This window comes from Gracilibacillus timonensis (genome assembly GCF_900086715.1).
GTDB lineage: Bacteria > Bacillota > Bacilli > Bacillales > Amphibacillaceae > Gracilibacillus > Gracilibacillus timonensis.
Genome location: NZ_FLKH01000012.1, coordinates 1,460,602 through 1,485,931 on the forward strand (window position 1 = coordinate 1,460,602; position 25,330 = coordinate 1,485,931).

Sequence of the window (25,330 nt, forward strand, 5' to 3'; positions counted from 1 at the left end):
TTTTTTTCGTTTATTTATAAATAGGTAGTTTCTCGTTATAATGGATAAATATCTTGTCATAATAATGCTCTACCCTTGTGTTTCGTAATAATTTTAGATTAAAATATAAGAGGATGTTCAAAAAAATATTCCATCATGAAATGAGCATATACACAAGGAGGAGCAATGATAGATGTTATTTGCAGTTTTTTTGCCGGTATTACTGGCGATTTTTATCCCTTTCTTTAGTAAATGGAAAGAAAAGATACATACAGGCTACTTTGTCCTGTTAGCACCACTAGCTGTATTCCTTTATTTCATTCCACACATCGGTAATGATTTTTCTCCTATCCAGCAATCATATAATTGGATTCCATCATTACATATCGATCTTTCTTTTTATTTGGATGGTCTTAGTTTATTATTTGTGCTGTTAATCAGTGGAATTGGAACACTAGTAACATTATATTCCATTTTTTATTTGGATACTTCTGAGCGATTAGGCCAGTTCTATGTCTACCTCTTATTATTTATGACAGCCATGTTTGGTGTCGTCTTATCTGATAATGTATTTGTTCTTTATTCATTTTGGGAATTGACCTCGATTTCTTCCTTTTTACTAATTGGTTATTGGAACTTTAAAGAACGTTCTCGATACGGTGCACTAAAGTCAATGCTAATTACTGTTTTTGGCGGTCTCAGTATGCTTGGTGGTTTCATCTTACTTACTTTGGAAACAGGGACTACCAGTATCCAAGGCATGATTAGCCAAGCTGATCTTATCTTATCCAGTGATTATTTTGGATTGATTTTAGCACTTATTTTGTTAGGTGCCTTTACCAAATCGGCACAGTTTCCTTTCCATATCTGGCTTCCAGACGCTATGGAAGCTCCGACACCAGTAAGTGCTTATCTGCACTCCGCAACCATGGTGAAAGCTGGGATTTTTCTTGTTGCACGTTTTACTCCCATTTTCTCGGGGAATGAATGGTTCTTTATTTTGGTGAGCGGTATTGGAATTGTCACGCTTATTTGGGGCTCGTATATGGCGGTAAGGCAAACTGATTTAAAAGGTATTTTAGCCTTTTCCACCATCAGTCAATTAGGTATGATCATGTCCATGTTGGGATTCGGTACAAGCGTAGCTATTTACGCAGCCGTCTTCCATATTCTTAATCACGCTACCTTTAAAGGAAGCCTGTTTATGATAGCTGGTATTGTTGACCATGAGACAGGCACTCGTGATATTAGAAAACTTGGCGGGTTATTCACACTAATGCCCATTTCGGCCACACTTGCCTTCTTTGGCACGTTTTCCATGGCTGGGGTACCTTTACCATTTCTCAATGGATTCTATAGTAAAGAAATGTTCTTCGATGCTTCACTAGCGATTGAAACCAGCTCGCAAATTGCTGGTACACTTGCTACTGCCATTCCTTATTTGGCGGTATTTGGCAGTATTTTTACCTTTGTTTATTCCATGTATCTGGTATTTGGGACTTTCATGGGCAAACAACAACTGGATGAATTACCCAAAAAACCGCATGAAGCACCCATTGGCATGTTGATTTCGCCAATTATTTTGGTGATCGGTGTGGTTACGATTGGTTTATTCCCTAATCTTGTCAATAGCTCCTTCTTGGCACATACGGCCGAAGCGATTTATGGCAGTCCGGTAGAGAAACATGTACAATTCTGGCATGGGTTTATCCCACCACTTTATATGTCGTTAATCGTGGTTGCGGTAGGAGCCGTTCTTGCCTTGACCATTCGTTATTGGAACAAGATATATACCATCTTACCTGGTAAATTAAGCCTTAATAAGTGTTATGATTTTCTCGTTGATCAGTCAGAAAAGACATCTGCTAAAATCACCAATACTTATATGAACGGTTCCTTGCGTAGTTATATGTCCTACATTTTGGTAGCGATATTGGCAGTCAGCATCACCGTCATGTGGTTGACAGATGGCTTTGCGTTGGATACATCTGATCTTGCTGTGATAACGATTGAAGAAATGGTGATTGCCATTGCAATGGCAGTAGCGGCCATTGCAACAATTTTTACTAGAAGCAAGCTGGCAGCGATTCTTATACTTGGTGTTGTTGGCTACAGCTTAGCCTTGCTATTTGTGATTTACCGGGCTCCTGACTTAGCCTTGACACAGCTTGTCATCGAAACGATCACGGTTGCCTTGTTTCTGCTTTGTTTCTATCACTTACCTAACCTGCGTCAACGAACAGAGAAAATTTCAGAGAAAACGACTAATCTCATCATTTCGATAGCCTTTGGCGGATTAATGACCTTAGTTGCCATTTCTGCTCATAGCACCAAGCTGTTTGACAAAATTTCGGACTACTTCTTAGAAGTTTCCCATGACATTGGCGGTGGCGATAATGTCGTAAACGTGATTCTTGTCGATATGCGTGGTATTGATACATTATTCGAAATCGTCGTGCTAGGTATTGCAGCGTTCGCTATTTATGGTTTAATTAAATTGCGAAAGAAAAAGGAGGCAGAATAGATGGAAATTGTAATGTCGATTCTTGCCGGTATTCTTTTTACAACAGGGATCTATAACTTATTACAAAAACAGATGCTGCGTATTGTAATTGGTACAGCACTAATCTCACATGGGGCTCACTTATTTATTTTAACAATGGGGCAATTAAAAACAGGAGCACCTCCTGTTTTGGAAGATGGAATTTCCAACTACACAGACCCATTACCGCAAGCTTTGATTTTAACATCTATTGTCATTAGCTTCGGTGTAACGAGCTTACTGTTAGTACTTGCATATCGAACATCGAAGGTAAATGGAACAGATAATATGGATAAATTAAGGGGTAACGAAGATGATGAGTAATTTAGCAGTATTACCAATTGTCATACCACTGATTGCTGGTGTGATTGTGGCGCTCTTTCCGAAAAAAAGAAAAGCAGCACGGATTTTCTCGCAAATACTTACCATAATCAGCACCCTTGTTGCTGCATGGGTATTATACTATGTGCAGCAGAATGGGACGGTTATATTAGAAGCCGGCAATTGGTCGGCACCTTATGGTATTGTACTTGTGGCTGATCTATTATCGATGACCTTAGTGCTAACAACCAATATCATCGCACTAGCCTGTGTCTTTTATGCACCTAAGTCGTTAAGTGAAAAGCAGGAAGCATTTTATTTTTACACCTTCTATTTTTTATTGATTAGTGGTGTGTCAGGTGCGTTTATAACAGGAGATTTATTTAACCTGTTTGTATTCTTTGAGGTATTACTGATGGCCTCTTATGGATTAATTGTATTAGGCGGCGAACGCATTCAATTACGAGAATCGATGAAATATGTGTTGATTAACTTATTCTCGTCGATGTTGTTTGTGACCACGATTGCTTTCTTATATTCCGTTGTTGGAACCGTGAATATGGCTCAAATTGCCGAGCGTATTGGAGAAGTGGAACAAACGGGCATTCTTACAACGATTGGAATTCTATTGTTTTTTGTCTTTGGGACCAAAGCAGCCTTATTCCCGCTATATTATTGGCTGCCCAAACCATATATCACACCAAACCCTGTTGTTTCGGCCTTATTTGGCGCTTTGTTAACAAAGGTAGGTATCTATTCTTTATTACGTGTCTTCTCATTAATTTTTGTGCATAATCGTGATATCACACATGAGTTTTTTGTTTGGGTAGCGGCACTAACCTTGATATTTGGAGCGATAGGGGCATTATCAACCAATAATATTAAAATGGTGATTGCTTACAACATTATCCCTGCTGTTGGATTCATGCTGTTAGGAATCGGCGTATATAACGCTACAGGTTTTACAGGAACCATTTATTATTTAGTGAACGATATGTTTATTAAAGCAGCGTTATTCCTGTTGGCTGGTGCGATTGCCTACCTCGTTGGAACGAGTGATTTACGAAAAATGCGAGGGCTCTTGCATCAGTATCCTTTATTAGGCTGGATGTTCTTTATCGCTGCTCTCGTATTGGCTGGTATCCCACCTTTCAGTGGGTTTATCGGTAAGTTGGTCCTATTACAAGGGGCTGTCGAAGCAGATCATATTGTGGTTGCCATTATCGGTCTTGGCTCCAGCTTGCTTATCTTATTATCGGTTATCCGTATTTTTGTTCGAGGTTTCTGGGGAGAGAAAGATGAAACGATTATTGCCGATAAAAAAGCTGCTCGAGGATTTGCTTGGCCAATTGCCTTCTTATTATTCTTCACCGTACTCTTAGGGGTTGGAGCAGAATGGTTCTATCCAAGTATCGAATCGATCGGTGACTACTTAATGAATCCTGATGAATATATTCAATCTGTGTTAAAGGAGTAAATTATTATGCCACTGCAAATAATCTTAAATATAATCATTGCGGTTATGTGGATGTTTTTAAGTGAAAGCTATACGTTCCCTTCTCTTTTGACAGGGTTTATCATCGGAGCACTATTATTGTTTATGCTGCGACGATTTATACCAGCTAATTTCTATTTGTATCGCGTATGGAAAATAATTAAGTTATTGCTCCTTTTTGTCAAAGAGTTACTTATATCCAATATTGACATTGTAAAATGGGTGTATAAACCAAAACAAACATACTATCCTGGTATCTTTGCTTATCCCACGGAATTGAAGAGTTCTTGGGAAATTCTGCTCTTAACGTCGTTGATTTCTTTAACGCCGGGTACATTATCCGTTGCCGTATCAGATAACAATAAGATCATCTACATTCATGCAATGGATATCGAATCAGATGAAACATCGATTAAGGAAATCAAGGAGACTTTTGAGAAGGCTATTATGGAGGTGACACGATGAGTGATCTAATCCAAATCGTCGCAATTGTCTGCATGATTGTGATTACCATTTCTATTACCTTGTTAATGTTTCGTGTCGTTAAAGGCCCAACCAATCCGGATCGTGCCGTTGCCTTAGATGCCATCGGTATTAACCTAATGGGAATGGTTGGGTTGAGTGCCATTCTCTTAGTGACCACCCGTTTAAATGACGTCATCCTCTTGGTTGGAATTTTACTGTTTATCGGAACCATTGCCTTAGCAAAATATATTGAAAAGGGTGTTATCATTGACCGGGACAACGATTGAAACCATCATTGATATTTTCGTGATTATCTTGCTGCTATTTGGTACGTTTTTCTTGCTGTCAGCTTCCATTGGTGTACTGCGTTTTCCTGATGTGTACACTCGGTTACACGCCTCCACGAAAGCTGCTACCTTAGGGATTGCTAGTGTGATGATTGGTGCTTTCATTTTCTTACATGCAGAGTATAACATCGTAAGCGGGAAATTGATCTTGGGCATCATTTTTATATTATTGACTGCCCCAGTTTCTGCTCATATGATTGGCCGAGCAGCCCATACGGCTGGCATCAAACCATGGTCACCAGACGGCCATACCAAAGACGCTTATGCCGATAATCAAGATAAAACGTCGTGACTAGTTCACGGCGTTTTTTTTATACACTAGAAATCACTATAATAGGAATTTGATTGAACTTTGAACGAATTAGACTACCTATAAGTTGGATTATGTTAGTAGATTATTTTTCTGATTGGTGCGTTTGATCGTATTATCTGTGCGAAGCAAGCGCTGCGGGAATATGATGCGCTTCGATGCATAGGACATGCATGTGCAGTCGTGGCGATTGTCGTCGTGATCTTAACCTGCGAACCTTCATGGCCGGCTTCAGCTAACTAAAAAGAAGAGCACTTTTTAGTGGATTTTCAGCTCGTCCTGCGATGCACAGGACGTTACGGTTTTACCTTGTAAACCATTTTCGAGTCTTCGCATATTCCCTCCGCTAGAAAATGATTCAACAATGGTTATCACTGCAAGGATGATGGATTCTATGCCCTTTAAAACATTAAATATCCATCATCGTATAACTTTTATAATGAAAGTATCAGGAAAACTCAGAAATAGCCATGCAAAAATTATCTCATCTCTCATCAGTAGAAAAAAGATAACTTATTGAATTATGCCTGTGACAAAACCGATTATGATGATGAGATTTTCGTTCCTTAGCTTCAGCAAAAATCAAGCATACAAACGGCTCTGATGTCGATCATCACCATGCTATTTCTTGCTAAAAGTGTGGAATCACTCCCTAGCAGAAGCCAACCACGTAGACAAAATGAGTAGTTCGCAGGCTAAACCAACCTTTGACATCCAGTCACACCCCTACACTTGCAAGTCTCGTGGCATGAGCGGAAGATCCACTTGGAAAAGTGCTCTTCTTTTGCCAGTTAACTAAAGCCATGCCTAGGTATGAGAAATACGATGAAGGTGTCCTTTACCTAAATCGCTTGTTGACTTATGCTCTGTGGGTAAAAGTGAAGGGCTTGGTTGGATCTTTGAGCTGCACTATTCATATCTCAAAGTGGTCCCTAGTCAGATTTACATAATCCAACTTATCGGCAGTTTTTTTACTTCGTTTTATTTGCAAGAAAGGACCGGGCAAATTTCAACCCGTTTCATATGTCCTCATATTATTTTTCGATTGATCTAACACACTTATAGAAAAACAGCTTGGACGTATGACACGTTGGACAACGGTACTGCATAGGATGGGATATAGGCAAATACCTAGTTTGATATCGCAGGAGGTGCTGTATTGTCCATTCTACTTGGTTTGTTAGCCTTATGTAAGGAGGCCCTATTCTTTGTTGCTTACGTAAAGCAAAACACCTTTCCTCAACCACTCCCACCTGAAGAAGAAAAACAAATGATCCAGCGATTGCATGCAGGCGATGAACAGGCGCGAAACAAACTAATCGAACATAACTTAAGGCTGGTTGCCCACATCGTAAAAAAATTCGAAAACACGCAAGAAGAGCCAGAGGATCTCATTTCCATTGGCACCATCGGATTAATTAAAGGGATAGAGAGCTATTCCAGTGGAAAGGGAACAAAATTGGCTACTTATGCCGCCAGATGTATTGAGAACGAGATTCTCATGTACTTACGCGCCACAAAGAAGACGAAAAAAGACATCTCGCTACAAGATCCAATCGGGCAAGATAAGGAAGGAAATCAAATTAGCTTAATTGATATTCTAGAGGCAGATAACGAAGATGTGACAGAGACGATTCAGTTACACATGGAATTAAAAAAAATTCAGAAATACCTGCGCGTGTTGGATAAGCGGGAAAAGGAGGTGCTAATTGCCAGATTTGGCTTGGCAAATACCGATGAACTAACACAGAGAGAGATAGCCTCTAAACTAAAAATCTCACGCAGCTATGTTTCTCGTATTGAAAAACGAGCCTTAATGAAGGTCTTTCATGAATATTATCGAAACGAACTAAAATAGCTGTCGTTCACTCGACAGCTATTCTTCTATATTTTGTACTACATGTATAATTAAGTTTGCTGCATTCTCTGCTGCCTTTTGCAGGAATTCATCAAAAGAAACCGACGAATCTTTTCCGGCAATATCTGATAAGGCACGTATCACCACAAATGGTCTACTGTATTGATAACATACTTGCGCAATTGCGGCAGCTTCCATTTCTGCAGCAATCAGATCGGGAAACGCTTGTCTTACTGCATTGACTCGATCTGCCTCTTGCATAAAGGCATCGCCCGTACTAATCAAACCTTTCATAGCTTGGACATTTTCTAATTGTTTTACGGCTAGCATCGCCTTTTCAATCAGCACTGGATCTGCCTTAAACATGGCAGGGAGCCCAGGCACTTGACCATATTGATAATCAAAGGCCGTGACATCCACATCATGATGAACCACGTCTGTCGATATCACAATATCACCAACTTCTAACCCCTCATGAAAACCTCCTGCTGAACCAGTATTAATCACGATACTTGGACCAAATCTTTCAAATAAGATCGTAGTGGCAATCGCCGCATTTACCTTGCCAATACCGGACTTTAACACGACCACTTCTTTACCGCCTAACATACCAACAAAGAATTCACTATTTGCAGCCTGAACGGTTTCTTTTACTTCCATACGATCTTTTAATAAAGCGACTTCCTCATCCATCGCCCCAATAATACCTATCATTCTGTTATCCCCCAGACGTTATCTTCTTTCCACTTCATGTAATTCCTCTACTAAAACCGGTTTCCAACCTTGATCCTCTACCCACTCTAAATGGACACGGTAAAATTCATCTTGATTAGATTCGGGAGAGACCGTTGCTTCTACGGCTTGTTCTCCAGCACCGCCAAACCACTGATCGATTTGTGCTTCACTTGGTATACCTGTAGCAACCTCAACAGCTTGTTTCATTTCCTGCCAGTCGGTAGACCCTTGTTCAAAAGAAGTGGTATGAGGGCCCTCTTGTGAGGTACCGATGGCTTCCCAATTACTTTTATAGGCGTTCTTCACATTGCTATCATCAGACTCGACTTCTTCTGTGTCGTTTTGTCCCTCTTCCTCTTCTTCCTCATCATCACCTTCCACTTCATTAACCTCCAAGTCTTTCTTCTCTTGACTTTCGGGTTCATCTGCCTCTTGATTGGAAGAGCCCAAAGCAAATTCTTCTGCCTGATTTTCCTCGTTTCCGGCTGTAGTATCACTCTCTCTACCTATAAAAATAACTGACAGCATCACAATAACTAATACACCGCCAATTACACTTAACCATGTAAGTAATTTTGTATTGGTTCTTTTCTTCTCAAATCTGTCTCTTCTTGTATTCGTTTCATGATTATCCGACATGTCTTTCCCCTCCCAATGTCATTATACTAAAAAAAAAACAAGTGTACCACGACCAGCTATTACTTTAGGAAAATAGATCGATTTTTTTCTGTTTTTGTCATCGTTGCAGGAATTTGTTCATAGTTATGGAATATAACTATAACGATAATGGTTAAGGAGTGATTACATGTTGTCAACAAGCTTTGATGCAACAATTTGGAAAGAAACCCCTTTTTATATGATCAGCTATGATAAGACAAAACAACTGCTTATCATTCATTTTCATGAAAATGATTGTGTTACTTTTGAGCCAGTATCCGAGAATCTTGTCTTTCAATTAATCATTTCAACCGATAAACAGCGTTTTATCGAAGAACAGCTTGAGCCGCTTCAACAGAAACGAGAATTGGCCTGACCTTTCTCTTCTCTCCTGACTAGCAGCTAACTTCTATGACAAAATGGATGCCATACGTCATGACATCCATTTTACATGTGTTATTCTACATTCACTATTTTTACATTCATCTCACCAGCTGGTGTGGGAACCGTAATCTCTTCACCAATTGCATGACCAAGTAAACTTTTAGCAATTGGTGAATCATTGGAAATTTTCCCTTCAAAAGGATCCGCTTCAGCACTGCCGACAATAGTATAACTTTCTTCTTCACCGTCAGGCAATTCTAAAAAAGTAATCGTTCTGCCTAACGATACAATATCAGAATTCGCGTCCTCATTCTTTATAATAACGGCATTTCGAATCATGTTTTCAACCTGTACAATACGGGATTCTACAAATGCCTGTTCATCTTTTGCTGCGTCATACTCTGAATTCTCTGATAAATCTCCGAAATCTCTTGCTATTTTGATGCGTTCTACTACCTCTTGACGTCTTTCCGTTTTTAAGTATTCTAATTCTTCTTCTAACTTTTCCAGACCCTCTTCTGTCATATAAAATTCTTTTTCTTCTGCCATAACCCTACACTCTCCTTCAAACTATTACTATCACTCAGATAAGGCATATCTTGTACATGATATGAATCCTTATACAGAAATAGCACTTATTATATTGGTGAAAATGCTTTAATTACTAATCACTACTATCTCAGATTTTCAATTATTTTTCAACCGTTTTATTTGTCTATTTTTACTAACCTGACCGGATATGTTATAAACGCTAACCAGCCTACTAGAGCAGCTTGTTTTTCGTGTATACTCCTATTACTATACAAGTTGAACTTATAAATGTAACAAAAACGTGTTTCAAGCAAATCTCTACTCACATTATTTCCTATAATATAGTTTTGAATGACCATTCACACGCCTTTCAGTTCTGCTGAAAGGTAGCTGTATGATAAGATAATCAGAGAATAAATGCATTTATTCCTTGGTTATCTCATCTCATACTGCGTAAATGGATCAAGAGCACCTCTATTATTTCATTCAACTTATATAGTCATTTTCTCGTTTGATACTAATGGCAATTCCATCTCCAATAGGAAGAATAACCGTGTCATAGCCCTGATGTTGTAATAACCATCGATTATAGGCATCTATTTTTTTGACCATGTTTCGTAAACGCTTAGGGGCTCCGTCAGGATTTGCTACATAGCCATGAAACAATACATTATCAGTTATGATGACCCCATTTTTTGATAAAGTACCTTCATACAATTCAAAAAAGCGTCGATATTGACCTTTGGCAGCATCAATAAAAATCATATCAAATTTGCCTTTAGTCTTTGTTTCCACGGCTAGTTCTAAGGCGTCGCCTAAGATAACCTCAATTTGTGCTTGTCTCCCCTGATCCACTATATGATCCATAGCTCGTTGATACATTGCTTGATCTCGCTCTATCGTTACAATTTCCAAGTTGTTTTTAGCCTCGATCATGCGCAAAGCAGAATAACCAATTGCCGTCCCAATCTCTAGTAACTTTTGCGGCTGATAGAGTCGAATCAGTTGTTGCAATAAGGCAATTCCTTGTATATCCATGATAGGCACATGATCTTTTTGGGCATCATGTTGCATTTGTTTCACCCATGCCGGCTCCTGTTTCGGTAGACTATCTAGGTAATGGATTAATTGGCTCTCATTCATGTTTCCACATTCCCCTTGTATCAAACAAGGTTAAAGCAGGGCGATCCCTGCTTTAATCTTGATTATGAATATATTGTTCTTCCAGTTGTTGGTGTTCTTCATACGTTTGCGCATAATGAACATTTCCATCTGTATCCGCCAAGAAAAACAAGTAGTTGTTATTGGCTGGATCAAGCACGGCTGATAATGAACTCTCTCCAAAGTTAGCAATAGGGCCAATCGGCAAACCGTCTATTTGGTACGTATTGTACGGTGATTCAATCTCATAATCGTCATAGGTAAGCCGTGGGATGTGTTCCCCGTGAGCATAAATAACGGTTGGGTCTGTTTGCAATCTCATACCATCATTCATACGATTATAAAATACTGCTGCGATATTTCTCCGATCATCATTGGATGGCGCTTCTTCTTCTACCAACGAAGCAAAAGTGATGATTTCATGGGGCGAATAATCAGACTCCTCTATTTGCGATTGATAGGCTGCCATCACCTCATTCGTTTTATCAAGCATTTGTCTTACCACTTCATCTACGGTTGGATTCTCGTGATAAAATTCATAGGTAGCTGGGAACAAATAACCTTCTAATGGATAGATAATTTCTTCGGCTAATATTTCCTCGCTTAGGAAAGCAGAATATTCGTTTATCAAGGTTTCTATATACGATGTTTCTTGCATCCTATTCAAAAATTCATTCCGCTCGATACCTGCCTCTTCTTCAAAAATGGTTGCTATTTCTTCGATGTTCCGCCCTTCCGGAATCGTAACTCTCATAGCCGCTTCTTGCTGCAAAGTACCAGTTTCCAACTCATCAGAAATCTCTTTAAGTGTCATGGATGGACTTAAAGTATAATCCCCTGCTTGAAAATCAGATATATTATTAAATTTGACATAGAAGCGATAGACAAGGCTGTTTGCAATTAATCCTTCCTCTTCTAGCTGATTGGCAATATCGGAACTAGATGCACCAAGTGGAATGGTTAATTCTACGGTTTCATCAGATGATGGATCCACTGGTGTGGTGGCTGTCTGGATAAATTTATACGCAGAATAACCACCGATGATCATCAGGATAACTAATGCAATCAATACAATAGCTATGATCTTACGGGCAACGGTTATTTCCTTTGCTCGATTCTCGGCAATTTCTTTATATGTAGTTTTTTGGCGTTTTTCTTTCTTTTTACTCAATTTAGGGTTCCCCCTTTCACCCGATATATTATACTATAAATTAAATAAAAGGGAAACCATTCACTCATCTAATCGTTCTATATCGTCTATCAACAAGGCTAACTTATATAGAATTACTCCGTGTTCCCTTTGATATTCTGGATGGTTTATTGGTTTATTCCATGATGTGTTCCTAAGAATTAGCTTAGGAAAATAGCTTTAAACCTCATTTGATCTTTTCTCACTAAACCAATGTAGTATAATGGACATTTATGTCGTGTCATTTTTCCTATTTATTTATCTCTACGTTCCAATAAACGATGACACTGTAGATGTTAAACTATTTTACCCATTAGCAAAACCTCGTATCCAGGATTGGATACGAGGTTACTTTTCTTATGATTATTCGGTCAGATCCTCATCGGCTATGGTGTTTAACACTTCCTCTACCATATCCCATTCTTCATCCGACTCGATATGGAAAAGTTCGAGATCGTCCTCATTTTGCTTCTCTTCATAACGAAAAGCGAAGACTTCTACTTCTTCATCGTCACTTTGTTCTGCGGGTACAACGGCCACATAGGCATTCTCGGTCTCATCCACATCGAATGTAAATAAGACTTCAAACAAATGCTCTTCACCATTCTCATCTGGAATGATAATCCGTTCTTTTTCTTCCAATGACATGTTATCTACCTCCTTTACGATTGACTGTCCAAGTAACCTTGCAAAATCATGACCGCAGCCATTTTGTCGATTACTTTTTTACGTTTCGATCTGCTTATATCTGCCTCAAGCAAAACCCGTTCTGCTGCCATCGTTGTCAAACGCTCGTCCCACAAAACCGTCTCAATAGAAAAATCATCTTTTAGGAATTGAGCAAAATCTTGTGAGGCCTCTCCGCGAAATCCAATCGATCCGTTCATATTTTTAGGTAATCCAATAACTACCTTATCTATAGTGTGCTCTTCCATAAGTTGTTTAAACGTATCTTTGATTGAGTCATATTCTGGTTCCGTCCAATGCAAGGTGGTTAACCCTTGTGCCGTCCAGCCTAATTCATCACTTATCGCCACACCAATAGTTTTGGATCCTACATCCAAACCTAATATTTTCGTCATACTTGTTTTTTAGCGTTGATGTAATCCTTGACTAGTTCTTCCATGATTTCATCACGCTCTACTCTCCTTATTAAATTGCGTGCATCATTATGTCTGGGAATATAGGCCGGATCCCCCGAAAGTAAATAACCAACTATCTGATTAATCGGGTGATAGCCTTTTTCTTCGAGCGCTTGATAAACGACATGCAACACTTCCTTTACATTCTGCTCATCTGGCTCATCAGAAAAATCAAATTTCATTGTTTTATCCATTCCATCCAATCGAAGCACCTCCAAATTATAGTTCTTTCGGTAGCTTGTATTTGTCTATTATACCTGTTATTGAACTAAATTACCAAACTTATTCATGGGTTTGCACATATTTTTCCGCATAAGCAAGTGCCTGTGATAATTTTGTTGTGTCCTTACCACCTGCTTGTGCCATATCAGGACGACCTCCACCGCCGCCGCCACAAATTTTTGCGGCTTCTTTCATTAGATTGCCAGCGTGATACCCTTTTTCTACTAAATCTTTCGTTACTCCAGCAGCTAGTTGTACTTTATCATTATTAACAGCTGCTAATAAAATAATTCCTGAAGCTAATTTTTGCTTCATCTTATCCACCATTTCACGCAGTTGATTCATATCTGATACATCCACTTTCTGTGCAAGTACCTTTACTCCATTTACTTCTTTCACCTCATCCAAGATAGAAGAAGACTCCAACTGCGATAGTTTACTGTTTAATGATTGGATAGAGCGATCTTTCTCTTTCATTTCTTTAAAAAGATGTTCCAAACGCTCGGGTACTTGATCTTCTTTCGTTTTCAACAAGGATGCTGCTGATTGTAATAACTGCTGCTTGCCGTTAACAAATTGATAGGCTCCTTTTGCTGTAACGGCCTCTATTCTCCTTGTTCCTGCCCCTATTCCAGACTCAGAAATAATCTTGAATAATCCGATTTCAGCAGAGTTTCGCACGTGACAACCACCGCATAATTCAACGCTATAATCTCCTACTTCAACAACACGGACAACTTCTCCATATTTTTCACCAAAAAGCGCCATGGCTCCCATCTGTTTTGCTTCGTCCATTGTCTTATTTGTGATCGTTACCGGTAAAGAATCCCATATTTTTTCATTTACTTTTTGCTCTATTTCTATTAATTCAGCCGTATTCACTGCATTGAAATGCGAGAAATCAAATCGCAGTCGTTCACTTGCTACCAAGGAGCCTGCCTGATTAACATGTTCACCCAACACATCTTTTAATGCTTGATGAAGTAAGTGAGTCGCTGTATGATTCTTAATAATAAACTGTCTGCTTCGCCCATCCACTGTGGCTTGGATGTCCTGTCCTTTTACCAGTTTTCCCTCTTTGACCAGAATACGATGGAGGTTTTGACCATTCGGTGCTTTCTGAACATCTAACACCTCGGCAACACCTGTTTCACAAGTAAGGGTACCTTTGTCTGCAATCTGTCCGCCGCTTTCTGCGTAAAATGGTGTCGCTTTTAAGATTACCAATGCCTCCACACCTGATACTGCTTCTTCTGCTAATTCCTTATCTACGACAAGTGCTTGGATCGTTGTTTCCTTGGTTAATTGCTGATAGCCAATAAAGCTGCTGTCTACCTGAAGGTCACTTAGTACACGATCTTGACTTTGCATTGAGTCCACTTTCTGCCTTGCATTACGAGCTCGATCACGCTGTTTCGCCATTTCCGCTTCAAAGCCTGCTTCATCAATTGTGAAACCAGCTTCTTCTGCGTATTCTTCTGTCAATTCTTTAGGAAAGCCATAGGTATCATAGAGGCGAAATACTTCTGAACCAGGGAAGACTTCACTGCCTGCTTCTTGTTGCTGCTCAATGATATGATAGAAAATTTGTAATCCTTCTTGCAATGTCTCATGAAATCTTTTTTCTTCCGTTTGAATGACGTTCTGAATGAAATCGGCTTTCCGCTGTACCTCTGGATAGAAGGCCTCCATAATCGAGGCAACGGTTGGCACTAATTGGTACATAAATGGTTGATCAATGCCGATTTGTCGTGCATATCTCACCGCTCGACGTAATAACCGGCGCAGTACATATCCTCTGCCTTCGTTGGAAGGAAGGGCACCATCGCTTACGGCAAACGTCACTGTACGAATATGATCCGCAATCACTTTAAAGGCCACATCTGTTTCTTCCTGCTGTTGATAGGTGGCATTAGCTAATTTTTCGGTTGCATGAATAATCGGAATAAATAAGTCTGTTTCAAAATTGGTTTTGGTATCCTGAATTACACTCACTAAACGCTCCAAACCCATTCCCGTATCAATATTTTTTTTCGGTAGTGGAGTATACGTATCATCAGGATTGTGATTAAACTCAGAAAATACTAAGTTCCAGATCTCCAAATAACGCTCGTTCTCTCCACCAGGATACAGCTCAGGGTCTTGTGCATCATATCCATATGCCTCACCGCGATCATAGAAAATCTCTGTATTAGGTCCACTTGGCCCCTCTCCTATATCCCAGAAATTCTCTTCCAAACGAATGATACGTTCTTCTGGCAGCCCAATATGATCACGCCATAAAAGGTAGGCATCTTCATCCTCCGGGTGTACGGTAACCGATAACCTTTCTGGATCAAATCCAATCCATTTCTCACTTGTTAGGAACTCCCAAGCAAAGACAATGGCTTCCTTTTTAAAGTAATCACCAATAGAGAAATTGCCTAACATCTCAAAAAACGTATGATGTCTCGCCGTATAACCCACGTTGGTGATATCATTTGTCCGGATCGATTTTTGTGCATTAGCAATGCGTGGATTCTCCGGAATAACCCTTCCATCAAAATATTTTTTAAGGGTTGCCACACCACTATTAATCCATAATAAGGTGGGATCCTCCTGCGGAACTAAAGATGCGCTTGGCTCAACGGCATGACCTTTCTCTTGAAAGAAATCTAGAAACATCTGACGGACTTGTGCAGAAGTTAATCGTTTCATATCTATCGCCTCCCATATATCAAATACTTGGATCCATTAAAAAACTCTCCTCCCCATGCAATAAATGCAGGGACGAGAGTATATCCGCGGTACCACCCTGATTACAGTAAAACACTGTCATCTTCTCATCGATAACGGTGATGTAACCGGCAGGTGTTAGCTGCACTTCAAACTAGCTTCTTGGATAAGGGCATTCCGGAATTCTTTCAGCCTCAGAAATTCCTCTCTGTTGAAATGATTGTCCAATACTCAGGTTCTTCCACGTTTTTAATATTTACTTCGCTAATTATAAGCTACATTTTACCTATCTGTCAACGTCCTTTACTTGTCGATAAGTAAGAGGAATAGCAACTTTAGCTATAGTAAGCAACGGTATAGCCAGTATCACCGTTGTTTTACAGTTACCTCACCTATATTAACACTGAAACCAGTTGCTCTATCAATGATACGAGCTTATTTTTTTATTTATTTTAAGTTATATTTTGATAGCGTAATATAACGATATATGATATAATAAGGGATAAAGCAGGTGATATCATGTATTTAAAAAAGACAAAAACAAAGAATGGACGAATTCATTTAAGTATTGTCGATTCTTATTACGATAAAGCGAAAAAACATGCCAGACAGGTAACCGTGGAAAGCTTAGGTTATCTGGATGAAGCGGAGAAAAAATATGATGATCCCATCGCTCACTTTAAAGCACGTGTAGAGGAATTAAAAAGAGCGAAAAACGAAAAGAAAGAACCCATCCGATTGGAACTGTCTGTTGATGAAAAAATGGAAAAAGGAAAAGCATACCGAAAAAATTTCGGGCATGTGATACTCAGTCAGATTTATCACCGGCTGAAGCTGGATACTTTTTGGAAAAATCGTTCGCATCGCCGGAAATTTGATTTTGATGCCAATATTATTTTTAACTCAACTTTCGCACACTGAAATAGGCAGGTAAGCCCTGATATAGCTGGGTAAGCCAGCAATCCATTGTTGGACTTGACTTTTGATTAATTTTTGTACCTTTTTGTTGCTCATTTTCAAGGCATCTTCAAGAAGGTCGATCAACTGCTGAAGTGCCACAGCCCAATCGAGATCATGAACTTCATCACATAATTCATAAAACATGCCGCCAAGTGTTCTCTCATCTGTGCTACATCGGTTTTGCCACGAGAGAATAATATATCGTGCGAATACGATGGTCGTATGACTAATTAAGCCGTCATACGAACGACTTTGGAACTCTTTTTGGAGTTTCAAAAGAGATTTTGTTGTTTTGAAAAAAACTTCAATGTCCCATCTCATCCCATAAATACGAATGATTTCTTGATCACTAAGTGTACAATCGGTGCTTAGAATAGCTAACCATTCGCTCTTTTTATTCCGATTACGAACAAAGACAACTTTAATAGGAATGCCATTCGCTTGTGTCGTATGAATCGAACGAAGAATGTCTTTCTTTCCATCTGTTGGTTTCGCAAAACGATAAAGTTCTTTTAAGCTTACACGTTGGCCATTCACAAGGTAACGCTGTTTCAAGTTCTTTACCATGCCAATGACGTCCAAACCTTGCTCTTTTATCTCCTTAACGAGAGGTTGATACGTAAACCAAGAGTCCATCAGCACATAGGAAGCATCTATACCAGCATTCATCGCCCGTTCAACCATACCTGGTATTTGCTCAGGTGCGGTTTGTAATGCTTCGACTCTGCGTTTATAACCGGAACTACGCTTATCAATTTTTGATGATATACCATTGATTTGGCTTTTCTTTGAGCTCAATAATGAAAAGTCCACGGGAATGAACGTTGCACCATCTGACCAACCAAGCGTGAGCATACGGAACCCTTTATAAAAGCGCATCTTTTGAGATGCATGGTCAAAACAGCGAGCTAATAATTCAACCGATTTACTGCGATTACGATCATACGAAGAATCGTCGACAATCAATACTTTTGGGCGATCATGACTCGTTAAGTTGGTTACTTTTTCAATGGTATGAGCGCTTAGAAATAGTAAAAACCTTCTCCAAGCAAAGGTAGATTTGTTTAAAAAACGATAGACAGCATTCTTTTCTGGACATTCATTCGCTTTGTTACTTTGAAGTACTTGATACCAGTTCTTATTTTCAAAGATCAAACAAAAAATCAATTGAAAAAGATAGGCACAAGTAAAACCGACAGACTTTGTAATACCAGCTTTTCTAAGATGTTTAAACACGTCTAATTCTTTAAAAGTGGAAGAAAGTTCATTTGGTAGTTGATTATTGTGGTCATTATTCGCTATCATATAGGAGACACCTCTTCTGTATTGGTAGTGTTTTCTAGACAATTACACTATACCAAAAGTTGAGGTGTTTTTTATACCTATTTCTAATGTCAACGACCATATTTGAACAGTAATAAGCTTTACGGCTAGTTAAATGGAATGCTTCTTTCTAGCTGCGAAAGTTGAGTTTTTAAGTTATTGATTTTTACACGTCTCTTGTATCCCGGATCGAAATATCAATCGTTTGAAAATCAATCGCTCTTTTTTGAAAGAACAACTTTTAAGCTTGCCGATGTCTACCGTGCACTTAGCTTCTATAACGAGAAAAAAGACGACTTCCTTTCGTGGCTGCATGACCAAGTAACAGAAAATTATGGACGAGATACCTCCCGTGTTTTTTATGACGTCACCAATTATTATTTTGAAACAGAGACTATCAAAGAAGATGATATGCGCCGGAAAGGGGTATCGAAGGAGCATCGCCCCAATCCAATTGTCCAAATGGGGCTGTTTATGGATAATCAAGGCATTCCCATCACCTATCAGTTATTCCCTGGAAATACGAATGATTGTATGACCTATCGTCCAAACCTCAAAAAAATGAAATTAGATTATGGAATCAAGCGTGCTGTTGTCGTAGCTGACAAAGGAATGACCACAGGAGATAACATCTGGTATACGCTCTCTGCCAAAGACGGCTATGTATTCAGTATGTCCGTACGTGGAGCGAACAAGGCATTAAAAGATTATGTGACGAATGAAAACGGCTATGAATGGCTCGGAAAGGAATACAAACGAAAATCCCGGTTATATCCAAGAGATATTCAAGTGACAGCGAAAAATGGAAAAAAACTTACTAGACAAGTCCATGAAAAACAGGTCATCTTTTGGAGCGAAAAATATGCGAAAAAAGCCAAATACGAGAGAGAAAAAATCCTTCAAAAGACACAAGCTTTAATCGACAATCCAGGGGCTTATAAACGTGCCACTTCCGTAGGTGCCAGTAATTATATTAAAAACATCCGCTTTGATAAAAAGACAGGCGAAATTTTAACACCAAAAGAACAACTGCAGCTCGATATAGAGAAAATAAAGGAACAAGAAAAACTGGATGGCTATTATGTATTGATTACCAGCGAATACAACGAATCGGATGATGCCATCATTGATATGTATCGAGGATTATGGCGGATTGAAGAAACGTTCCGGATCACGAAAAGCAATTTAGAAACCCGGCCTGTTTATGTTTCCAGCCAGGAACATATTGAGGCACATTTTCTAACTTGTTTTGTATCACTTACGATCGCCAGGTTATTGGAGATGGAGATGAAAGGAGAATATGGTGTCTCTCGTTTATTAAACAGTTTACGCAAAGCAGAATGTACAGAGCTTAAACAGAATTATTATCTATTTGATTATTATGACGATGTTCTGGAGGCTGTTGGCAAGCAATTTCAAATTGATTTTTCTTCCAGATATCGTCGATTGGGAGAAATTAAAAAGATTTTAGCACAGACGAAGAAAAGGTGATTTTTCCCCATGAAAACAGGACAAAATACAACACCCCTCCATCCCAGTTACATCAAGGGATAAAGGGGTGTTTTTGTTTGTTTTTACTGTAAAACTCAGGTTATAAGCTACATTTTACCTATCTGTCAACGTCCTTTACTTGTCGATAAGTAAGAGGAATAGCAACTTTAGCTATAGTAAGCAACGGTATAGCCAGTATCACTCCAACCACCCCCGTCGCTTTCGATAAAAAAAACAGGGTAAACATTAAATAAACGGGGTGGATATGGACACTTTTCCCCATAATAAACGGGGATAATAAATTACTCTCTAACAACTGGATGATCACCACAATTCCTAAAACAAACAGCACCATTTTTGTGGAAATAGTAAAGGCAATGAGTAGAGCAGGTATGGCACCAATAATCGGTCCAAAATAAGGAATGAGATTGGTGAATCCCATAATTACTGCTAATACCGCCGCATAGTTCATACCAACTATTTTTAGTAACACAAAACTAGTAATTCCCACAAGAAAGCAAACCAAGATTTGTCCTCGAATATATTGACCAAGACTTTCCTCGATTTCATGACCCAATTTTCTCGTAAAATCTCGATATTTTGGCGGTATCAGTTGAATAATCCTTCTTAACAGGGTTTGGTAATCCTTCAAGAAATAGAAGGAAAGGACAGGTATAAGTACAATCATAATTACAAAGTCAAATAACATCGGTACATTCATCAATACGCCGGTGATTCTCTCGCCTATATTACTTTCTATTCCCTCTAGAAAACGATCCAGATTATCATGAAACCCTTCTGGTAAAAAAGAAGTTTGCGAGTAAATATTATAAATAAAGGAACGATAGGCCTCCACATATTGCGGCAGGTTCTTTTGTATCTCTTCTATCTGTCTAATCCACACAGGCACAGAGGCATAAATACCTGCTCCAGCCATCACAAAAAAAAGCAAATAAATACTAACAATCGCTAGTGGACGCGGCAAGTGAAATTTTTGAATATATTGCACAACCGGATGTAAGAGATACGCAATTAAACCAGCGATTAGAAAAGGTGCACTGACCTTTAAGAGTAGGACGAGAATATCACGATAAAAAGGAAACAAGATATAAATTAAATAAATGGATAAAATGGCCAGACACAACATAAATAATTGTAGTATTCTTCTGATAATTCGATCATTAGACATCTTTATTCTCCTCAAGCCGCCTTTGCTCAATGGAAAATAAGTCGTCTAATGAATGAAGAGAGCCATCTGATTCTATTTCATGCAAATGAATCACATTATCCTGTACAGATAACTCCACATAACAACTCCAACAATAATATTGATTTGGGCCTATGATACCAATATTCTTTCCACGACAAATAGGACAAATCACTAGTCTACCTCATTTCATCATCATTTCCTTTCATTTTCGCCATATTTAAGTTGATTTATACGTCTAAACAGACAATCTTCAAGGCTTCATCAATATTTTTCCTGCATTATTTTGCTAACTATGTTACAATGCCGTTACAATATATTTAAATAGGAGGGAGAATTAAAATGAAGCAGATTTTTTACTTCATTTTACTGGCTATCTTTTTGGTAGCCTGCGGAAATCAGGATAGTGCAGAGTCATCTGAGGACGTGCCGGAAGAAACCACTTCAGAAACCGAGTCAGACATGGATGAGGAAACAGCAGATATCTCAGATTCAGATGATATGCCGGAGGTTGAAGAAGCAGTAGCCGATGAATCGGACAACTCTACTGTCGATGGAGAAGCACACGCATTGAAAGAATTAAAGGGATGCGAAGAGGTCTTAAGCCTTTTAAGTGAAAGTGTGAGTGGATTAACGATGCAATCCGATGTACCGGGAATCGTTGAACCAGGTAAAATCTCTTGTGAATTTGTTTCAGAAGCAGACAATGTGCTCACCTCATCGATTAGTGCCGATCAAATCGACACTGATCAAGATATGATGAACACTTTAAAAGAAATGGCTGAAGAGGATGAGATGACAGAACTTTTCGAGAATGAATCAGTAGCAGAAATGGGTGGTATTGCTCATGGAGTGGAAGACGGTCCGATTAAATCAACAGTCGTGATTCTTCCGCATTTTGAAATGCAGTATATAGCGCCTGCTGGTGAGGAAGGGCTCTATGGAAAGGATGCAATTGACGTATTACTGCAATTGTTAAAATAATAAAGTAATGTTCATGCGGCACGGGATTCTTCTTCCCGGCCGCATGTTTATTCGTAACAATCAGAAATAGCTACATCACATAAAGTCATATGGACTGAAGCTTTCCTGTTCTATTTCAACCGCGAGCAACTTCTCATCAGCGGTTAAGACCAGTTCCTTTGATTTTTCAGCAGGTTTTGCTTCCTCTTTCTGAAACAAATGATGCAGGTAGGTCACTAAGGATGTATAACGTTGATTGCTATCCTCTGTTGCGATGCCGCGTAGGAAGGCACGCTTATCACCACAGATGACTAACGACTGTTTAGCACGTGTAATCGCAGTATAGAGCAAATTTTTACGAAGCATCCGGTGGTAACCAGGAATCACGGGCATAATCACAATCTGAAACTCACTTCCTTGTGACTTATGAATAGATGTACAGTAGGCATGCATGAGATTGATCAAATCCGCTCTTGGATAGACTACTTCCCTTTCGTCAAAGCTGACCACCACTTGATCGACCTGATCCTCATTCTCATCCTTCTCCAAGATCGCTGCCACTTCTCCAATATCCCCATTAAACACTTGATCCTCTGGCTGATTTACCAATTGAATGACCTTATCCCCTTTGCGGAAAACGCTCTCGCCAAATAAAAGTTCCCGCCGTCCTTGCTGTGGAGGATTAATGGCGGCTTGTAATTCCTTATTTAAACGATGAATGCCTGCCTTGGAACGATACATCGGCGCTAACACTTGAATTTGTTTGAGGTCCACCCCTTTTTGATATGCCTTCTGCACAATATGGGTAACCATCTCCACCACCTGAAAATCAGGACAATCAATAAAATTAAAATCATTCGCTTTGGTTAACGTGTTAGGCATGACCTGATTATGCTTAATCTCATGCGCTAGCTGAATAATCTTAGAGCCCTCTTTTTGACGATACACTTCTGTCAAAGAAATGGAGGGAATCACCTTACTTTTTAGCAAATCTGCCAGCACCTGACCAGGACCTACCGAAGGCAACTGATCCTCATCCCCAACAATCACTACTTGCATATCGCTTGGTATCGCACGAAATAATTGATGGGCAAGCCAAATATCCACCATGGAAAACTCATCAATGACTAATAATTTTCCTTCTAGTTTATTATTCTCATCTTTTTCAAACGATTCATTTCCATCCCAGCCAAGTAGACGATGAATGGTCACACTATCAACACCCGTAGACTCCTGCATACGTTTGGCTGCCCTACCAGTTGGTGCTGTCAAAATAAAAGGGTATTCATCATCTTGATCATAAGCATGTTTGTTCATCGAGCAGTCATGGATAGCCGCGTAAGCGTTGAGAATCCCTTTAATAACCGTTGTTTTACCTGTCCCAGGACCACCCGTCAGGATAAAAATCTTTTCCAATAAGGCCGTTTGCAATGCCTGATATTGTTCCTTACCATAGCTTAGTGCTTCCTCTTCTTCCATCTTTCCGACAATCTTAAGTAACTCAGCATCGGTAAACGTCGGCTCAATAGATTGGTTAGCTATCCGTTTTAATTTCGAACAAAAACCAGTCTCCGAATAATATAATGATGGCAGATACACCTTCCGCTCCATCACGATGATCTTTTTTTCTTTATTCAATTCGATAATCTGTTCACTCATCTTATCCGTCGGTATTTCATGAAGTTCACCGTCTATTAATTGGTCCATTTGGTATAATACTTGATCCAAAGGCAGATAGACATGACCATCTTGCATACTATTCTGCAAAACATAAATACAAGCGGCCTGCAACCTGGTAGCATGATCTACCGGGATGTCATGCTGTCTCGCTATTTGATCTGCCCGCACAAAACCAAAACCTTCTACTAAAAACACAAAGGCATATGGATTAGTTTGTAAGGTATCCAACGTCTCTTCTTTAAAAGCGGCATACATTTTTTGAGCCATTTTCAAGCCAAAGCCAAACTGGGATAACTGCACGACAATATGTTCAAACCCTTGATTTTCCTGGAGGACCTGATAGATTTTTTCTTGTTTTTCCTTAGACAGTCCTTTCACTGCTTTCAACGATTCTTTATTATGTAGGATAGTGGATAAGGCGTTTTCCCCTAGCTCTTCCACGATATGCTCTGCTGTTTTCTTCCCTACTCCGGGGAATAAATTACTCGAAAGATAGGCAACCACCCCTTCTTTGGTTTCTGGTAAAAAACGTTGATAGCTTTCTACCTGAAATTGTCGGCCAAAACGAGGGTGATCTACCGTCTTTCCATAAAATTCGTAAGTCTCGCCAGGATCTAATCGTCTAAAATAACCCTTTACCACTACCTCTGATTCCTCGAATGACTGGTTAGTTTCAAGCACTTTGATCTTTGCAATGGAAAAATGCTCATCTTTATTTTCGAAAATCGTATGGATCATTTCTCCCTTGATATAATTTTTCCGATTGGCTCCTTCCATTACAAAGACCTCCTTTATCCGTCTTGCTCCCCTAACATTTTTTCAATCTGTTTCTTACCATTCCCTGCCAATAAGTGATCTGGTTGGATCTCAAGAGCCAGGTTGAAATGTTCAAGGGCTTGGCGAATCTCCTCATCATACAACGCAATAACCCCTAAATTATAGTGAGCATCACTGTGCTGGGGCTCTAATTGCAGGGTGTGTTCAAAAGCTTCTCTAGCTTGTTCTAATTGTTGAGACTGTGCCAAGGCTAGACCATATTGGAATTGAATATCAACATCTTGCGGGCTTAGTTCCTGAGCGCGTTGTAAATATGGGAGAGATAAACGATACTTCTCATTATATAAAAAGGTCATCCCTAACATAAAATAAGGATCGGCTTCCTCCAACCCTTTTTGAATCGATTGTTGAAAATATTCCTGTGCCTTGTCCAATTGTTCTGTTTCAAAATATACGTTTCCGAGTCCATAGAAGGCAGTTGCTGCCTTTGGATCGAGTTCTATTGCTTTGTGATAAAATCGTTCTGCGCGTTGATAATCTTTCATATGTAATAGAAGATTGCCGAAATTAATATAATGAACCGGTTCTTCCGGATTCGACTCAATGGCTTCGGTAAAATATTGTGCCGCTTCTTCTAGTTTGCCTTCTTGCATATACTGAATACCTGGGTCGATGTCAGACATAGGTGTGGTCTCCTCCTTCTGTTGGATGTAATTATTTGCTAGTAAATGCAGGAGTTCTTTATTCATTTTAGCCTACTATGCTCACCCTCCGCAACCTTCGCCTTTCGAAAAATTCATATTGGGCTAATGAATGGGTGAATGCGATCTTGTTCTTATAAGATAAAAAAGGTGGCATTCGTGATATCATTGTATT

The 25,330-nt window shown here is 39.3% G+C and carries 23 protein-coding genes and 2 pseudogenes; 11 read left to right on the plus strand and 14 right to left on the minus strand.

The window, feature by feature from the left end:
* The first annotated feature begins 172 nt into the window (after positions 1-172).
* The 7 genes from BN6556_RS18085 (at position 173) to sigK (ending at position 7,317) form a co-directional block, all read left to right on the plus strand.
* Positions 173-2,503 carry a Na+/H+ antiporter subunit A gene (locus BN6556_RS18085; RefSeq protein ID WP_066194249.1) on the plus strand — a complete coding sequence of 777 codons (2,331 nt, stop codon included), beginning with the start codon at positions 173-175 and terminating at the stop codon, positions 2,501-2,503.
* Entirely contained in the window at positions 2,504-2,845 is a 342-nt protein-coding gene (locus BN6556_RS18090; RefSeq protein WP_066194251.1) for a Na(+)/H(+) antiporter subunit C, read from the plus strand.
* Positions 2,838-4,319, plus strand: a complete 1,482-nt coding sequence (locus BN6556_RS18095) for a Na+/H+ antiporter subunit D (RefSeq protein ID WP_187374492.1) — start codon at positions 2,838-2,840, stop codon at positions 4,317-4,319. The genes BN6556_RS18090 and BN6556_RS18095 overlap by 8 nt, the downstream gene beginning before the upstream one ends.
* Before the next feature lie 6 nt (positions 4,320-4,325).
* Complete coding sequence (locus BN6556_RS18100; protein WP_066194257.1) at positions 4,326-4,802, plus strand: Na+/H+ antiporter subunit E; 477 nt, start codon at positions 4,326-4,328, stop codon at positions 4,800-4,802.
* Positions 4,799-5,089 carry a Na(+)/H(+) antiporter subunit F1 gene (locus BN6556_RS18105; RefSeq protein WP_066194260.1) on the plus strand — a complete coding sequence of 97 codons (291 nt, stop codon included), beginning with the start codon at positions 4,799-4,801 and terminating at the stop codon, positions 5,087-5,089. The genes BN6556_RS18100 and BN6556_RS18105 overlap by 4 nt, the downstream gene beginning before the upstream one ends.
* Positions 5,070-5,441, plus strand: coding sequence for a monovalent cation/H(+) antiporter subunit G (mnhG, locus tag BN6556_RS18110; protein WP_066194264.1), 372 nt, complete (start codon positions 5,070-5,072; stop codon positions 5,439-5,441). The genes BN6556_RS18105 and mnhG overlap by 20 nt, the downstream gene beginning before the upstream one ends.
* Positions 5,442-6,618: 1,177 nt before the next feature.
* On the plus strand, positions 6,619-7,317 hold the full coding sequence (gene sigK, locus BN6556_RS18115; protein ID WP_066194267.1) for an RNA polymerase sporulation sigma factor SigK: 699 nt from the start codon (positions 6,619-6,621) through the stop codon (positions 7,315-7,317).
* Between the two features lie 18 nt (positions 7,318-7,335).
* Here sigK and mtnN read toward each other — a convergent pair whose 3' ends face one another.
* Together mtnN and BN6556_RS18125 are read right to left on the minus strand one after the other, a co-directional pair.
* Positions 7,336-8,031: a 5'-methylthioadenosine/S-adenosylhomocysteine nucleosidase gene (mtnN, locus tag BN6556_RS18120; protein WP_066194271.1), complete on the minus strand. Its 696-nt coding sequence runs from the start codon at positions 8,029-8,031 to the stop codon at positions 7,336-7,338.
* Positions 8,032-8,049: 18 nt separating this feature from the next.
* Entirely contained in the window at positions 8,050-8,691 is a 642-nt protein-coding gene (locus tag BN6556_RS18125) for a YrrS family protein (RefSeq protein WP_066194274.1), read from the minus strand.
* A 166-nt stretch (positions 8,692-8,857) separates the two neighbouring features.
* On the opposite strand from BN6556_RS18125, the gene BN6556_RS18130 reads away from it, so the two are divergent.
* On the plus strand, positions 8,858-9,085 hold the full coding sequence (locus BN6556_RS18130; RefSeq protein WP_066194277.1) for a KTSC domain-containing protein: 228 nt from the start codon (positions 8,858-8,860) through the stop codon (positions 9,083-9,085).
* 80 nt (positions 9,086-9,165) lie between these two features.
* Here BN6556_RS18130 and greA read toward each other — a convergent pair whose 3' ends face one another.
* The 7 genes from greA to alaS all read right to left on the minus strand — a co-directional run bounded on the left by greA (position 9,166) and on the right by alaS (position 16,035).
* On the minus strand, positions 9,166-9,642 hold the full coding sequence (greA, locus tag BN6556_RS18135) for a transcription elongation factor GreA (RefSeq protein WP_066194279.1): 477 nt from the start codon (positions 9,640-9,642) through the stop codon (positions 9,166-9,168).
* Between the two features lie 468 nt (positions 9,643-10,110).
* Positions 10,111-10,767 carry an O-methyltransferase gene (locus tag BN6556_RS18140; RefSeq protein WP_066194281.1) on the minus strand — a complete coding sequence of 219 codons (657 nt, stop codon included), beginning with the start codon at positions 10,765-10,767 and terminating at the stop codon, positions 10,111-10,113.
* A gap of 52 nt (positions 10,768-10,819) precedes the next feature.
* Positions 10,820-11,956, minus strand: coding sequence for an endolytic transglycosylase MltG (gene mltG / locus BN6556_RS18145; protein WP_235817550.1), 1,137 nt, complete (start codon positions 11,954-11,956; stop codon positions 10,820-10,822).
* A gap of 381 nt (positions 11,957-12,337) precedes the next feature.
* Complete coding sequence (locus BN6556_RS18150; RefSeq protein ID WP_066194284.1) at positions 12,338-12,622, minus strand: DUF1292 domain-containing protein; 285 nt, start codon at positions 12,620-12,622, stop codon at positions 12,338-12,340.
* Positions 12,623-12,636: 14 nt separating this feature from the next.
* Entirely contained in the window at positions 12,637-13,056 is a 420-nt protein-coding gene (ruvX, locus tag BN6556_RS18155) for a Holliday junction resolvase RuvX (RefSeq protein WP_066194287.1), read from the minus strand.
* The gene (locus BN6556_RS18160) at positions 13,053-13,319 is read right to left on the minus strand and encodes an IreB family regulatory phosphoprotein (protein WP_078060152.1); all 267 of its coding nucleotides are present in this window, start codon (positions 13,317-13,319) and stop codon (positions 13,053-13,055) included. The genes ruvX and BN6556_RS18160 overlap by 4 nt, the downstream gene beginning before the upstream one ends.
* A gap of 79 nt (positions 13,320-13,398) precedes the next feature.
* Positions 13,399-16,035 carry an alanine--tRNA ligase gene (gene alaS, locus BN6556_RS18165; protein ID WP_066194290.1) on the minus strand — a complete coding sequence of 879 codons (2,637 nt, stop codon included), beginning with the start codon at positions 16,033-16,035 and terminating at the stop codon, positions 13,399-13,401.
* A gap of 537 nt (positions 16,036-16,572) precedes the next feature.
* On the opposite strand from alaS, the pseudogene BN6556_RS18170 reads away from it, so the two are divergent.
* A pseudogene (locus BN6556_RS18170) lies at positions 16,573-16,953 on the plus strand (IS1634 family transposase); the annotation flags it as partial.
* Positions 16,954-16,956: 3 nt separating this feature from the next.
* On the opposite strand, the gene BN6556_RS18175 reads toward BN6556_RS18170, so the two are convergent.
* The gene (locus BN6556_RS18175; RefSeq protein WP_066194296.1) at positions 16,957-18,318 is read right to left on the minus strand and encodes an IS4 family transposase; all 1,362 of its coding nucleotides are present in this window, start codon (positions 18,316-18,318) and stop codon (positions 16,957-16,959) included.
* Positions 18,319-18,483: 165 nt separating this feature from the next.
* Here BN6556_RS18175 and BN6556_RS18180 point away from each other — a divergent pair.
* Positions 18,484-19,827, plus strand: a pseudogene (locus BN6556_RS18180) (IS1634 family transposase); the annotation flags it as partial.
* 118 nt (positions 19,828-19,945) lie between these two features.
* Here BN6556_RS18180 and BN6556_RS18185 read toward each other — a convergent pair.
* A complete protein-coding gene (locus BN6556_RS18185; protein WP_066194303.1) occupies positions 19,946-21,016 on the minus strand; it encodes an AI-2E family transporter in 1,071 nt (356 codons plus the stop codon).
* Entirely contained in the window at positions 21,009-21,209 is a 201-nt protein-coding gene (locus BN6556_RS18190; RefSeq protein WP_066194306.1) for a hypothetical protein, read from the minus strand. The genes BN6556_RS18185 and BN6556_RS18190 overlap by 8 nt, the downstream gene beginning before the upstream one ends.
* 167 nt (positions 21,210-21,376) lie before the next feature.
* Here BN6556_RS18190 and BN6556_RS18195 point away from each other — a divergent pair, with 167 nt between their 5' ends.
* Entirely contained in the window at positions 21,377-22,018 is a 642-nt protein-coding gene (locus tag BN6556_RS18195) for a hypothetical protein (protein ID WP_066194309.1), read from the plus strand.
* 75 nt (positions 22,019-22,093) lie between these two features.
* Here BN6556_RS18195 and recD2 read toward each other — a convergent pair whose 3' ends face one another.
* Both recD2 and BN6556_RS18205 read right to left on the minus strand, forming a co-directional pair.
* Complete coding sequence (gene recD2 / locus BN6556_RS18200; RefSeq protein ID WP_066194311.1) at positions 22,094-24,454, minus strand: SF1B family DNA helicase RecD2; 2,361 nt, start codon at positions 24,452-24,454, stop codon at positions 22,094-22,096.
* A gap of 14 nt (positions 24,455-24,468) precedes the next feature.
* Positions 24,469-25,137, minus strand: coding sequence for a tetratricopeptide repeat protein (locus tag BN6556_RS18205; RefSeq protein ID WP_066194316.1), 669 nt, complete (start codon positions 25,135-25,137; stop codon positions 24,469-24,471).
* Positions 25,138-25,330 lie beyond the last annotated feature (193 nt).

Bases quoted from the DNA above. Each gene is read 5' to 3' on its own strand.
- BN6556_RS18085 (WP_066194249.1), top strand. From the start codon at position 173: ATGTTATTTGCAGTTTTTTTGCCGGTATTACTGGCGATTTTTATCCCT.
- BN6556_RS18090 (WP_066194251.1), top strand. From the start codon at position 2,504: ATGGAAATTGTAATGTCGATTCTTGCCGGTATTCTTTTTACAACAGGG.
- BN6556_RS18095 (WP_187374492.1), top strand. From the start codon at position 2,838: ATGAGTAATTTAGCAGTATTACCAATTGTCATACCACTGATTGCTGGT.
- BN6556_RS18100 (WP_066194257.1), top strand. From the start codon at position 4,326: ATGCCACTGCAAATAATCTTAAATATAATCATTGCGGTTATGTGGATG.
- BN6556_RS18105 (WP_066194260.1), top strand. From the start codon at position 4,799: ATGAGTGATCTAATCCAAATCGTCGCAATTGTCTGCATGATTGTGATT.
- mtnN (WP_066194271.1), bottom strand. From the start codon at position 8,031: ATGATAGGTATTATTGGGGCGATGGATGAGGAAGTCGCTTTATTAAAA.
- BN6556_RS18125 (WP_066194274.1), bottom strand. From the start codon at position 8,691: ATGTCGGATAATCATGAAACGAATACAAGAAGAGACAGATTTGAGAAG.
- BN6556_RS18130 (WP_066194277.1), top strand. From the start codon at position 8,858: ATGTTGTCAACAAGCTTTGATGCAACAATTTGGAAAGAAACCCCTTTT.
- greA (WP_066194279.1), bottom strand. From the start codon at position 9,642: ATGGCAGAAGAAAAAGAATTTTATATGACAGAAGAGGGTCTGGAAAAG.
- BN6556_RS18140 (WP_066194281.1), bottom strand. From the start codon at position 10,767: ATGAATGAGAGCCAATTAATCCATTACCTAGATAGTCTACCGAAACAG.
- BN6556_RS18150 (WP_066194284.1), bottom strand. From the start codon at position 12,622: ATGTCATTGGAAGAAAAAGAACGGATTATCATTCCAGATGAGAATGGT.
- ruvX (WP_066194287.1), bottom strand. From the start codon at position 13,056: ATGACGAAAATATTAGGTTTGGATGTAGGATCCAAAACTATTGGTGTG.
- alaS (WP_066194290.1), bottom strand. From the start codon at position 16,035: ATGAAACGATTAACTTCTGCACAAGTCCGTCAGATGTTTCTAGATTTC.
- BN6556_RS18175 (WP_066194296.1), bottom strand. From the start codon at position 18,318: ATGATAGCGAATAATGACCACAATAATCAACTACCAAATGAACTTTCT.
- BN6556_RS18185 (WP_066194303.1), bottom strand. From the start codon at position 21,016: ATGTCTAATGATCGAATTATCAGAAGAATACTACAATTATTTATGTTG.
- BN6556_RS18195 (WP_066194309.1), top strand. From the start codon at position 21,377: ATGAAGCAGATTTTTTACTTCATTTTACTGGCTATCTTTTTGGTAGCC.
- recD2 (WP_066194311.1), bottom strand. From the start codon at position 24,454: ATGGAAGGAGCCAATCGGAAAAATTATATCAAGGGAGAAATGATCCAT.
- BN6556_RS18205 (WP_066194316.1), bottom strand. From the start codon at position 25,137: ATGTCTGACATCGACCCAGGTATTCAGTATATGCAAGAAGGCAAACTA.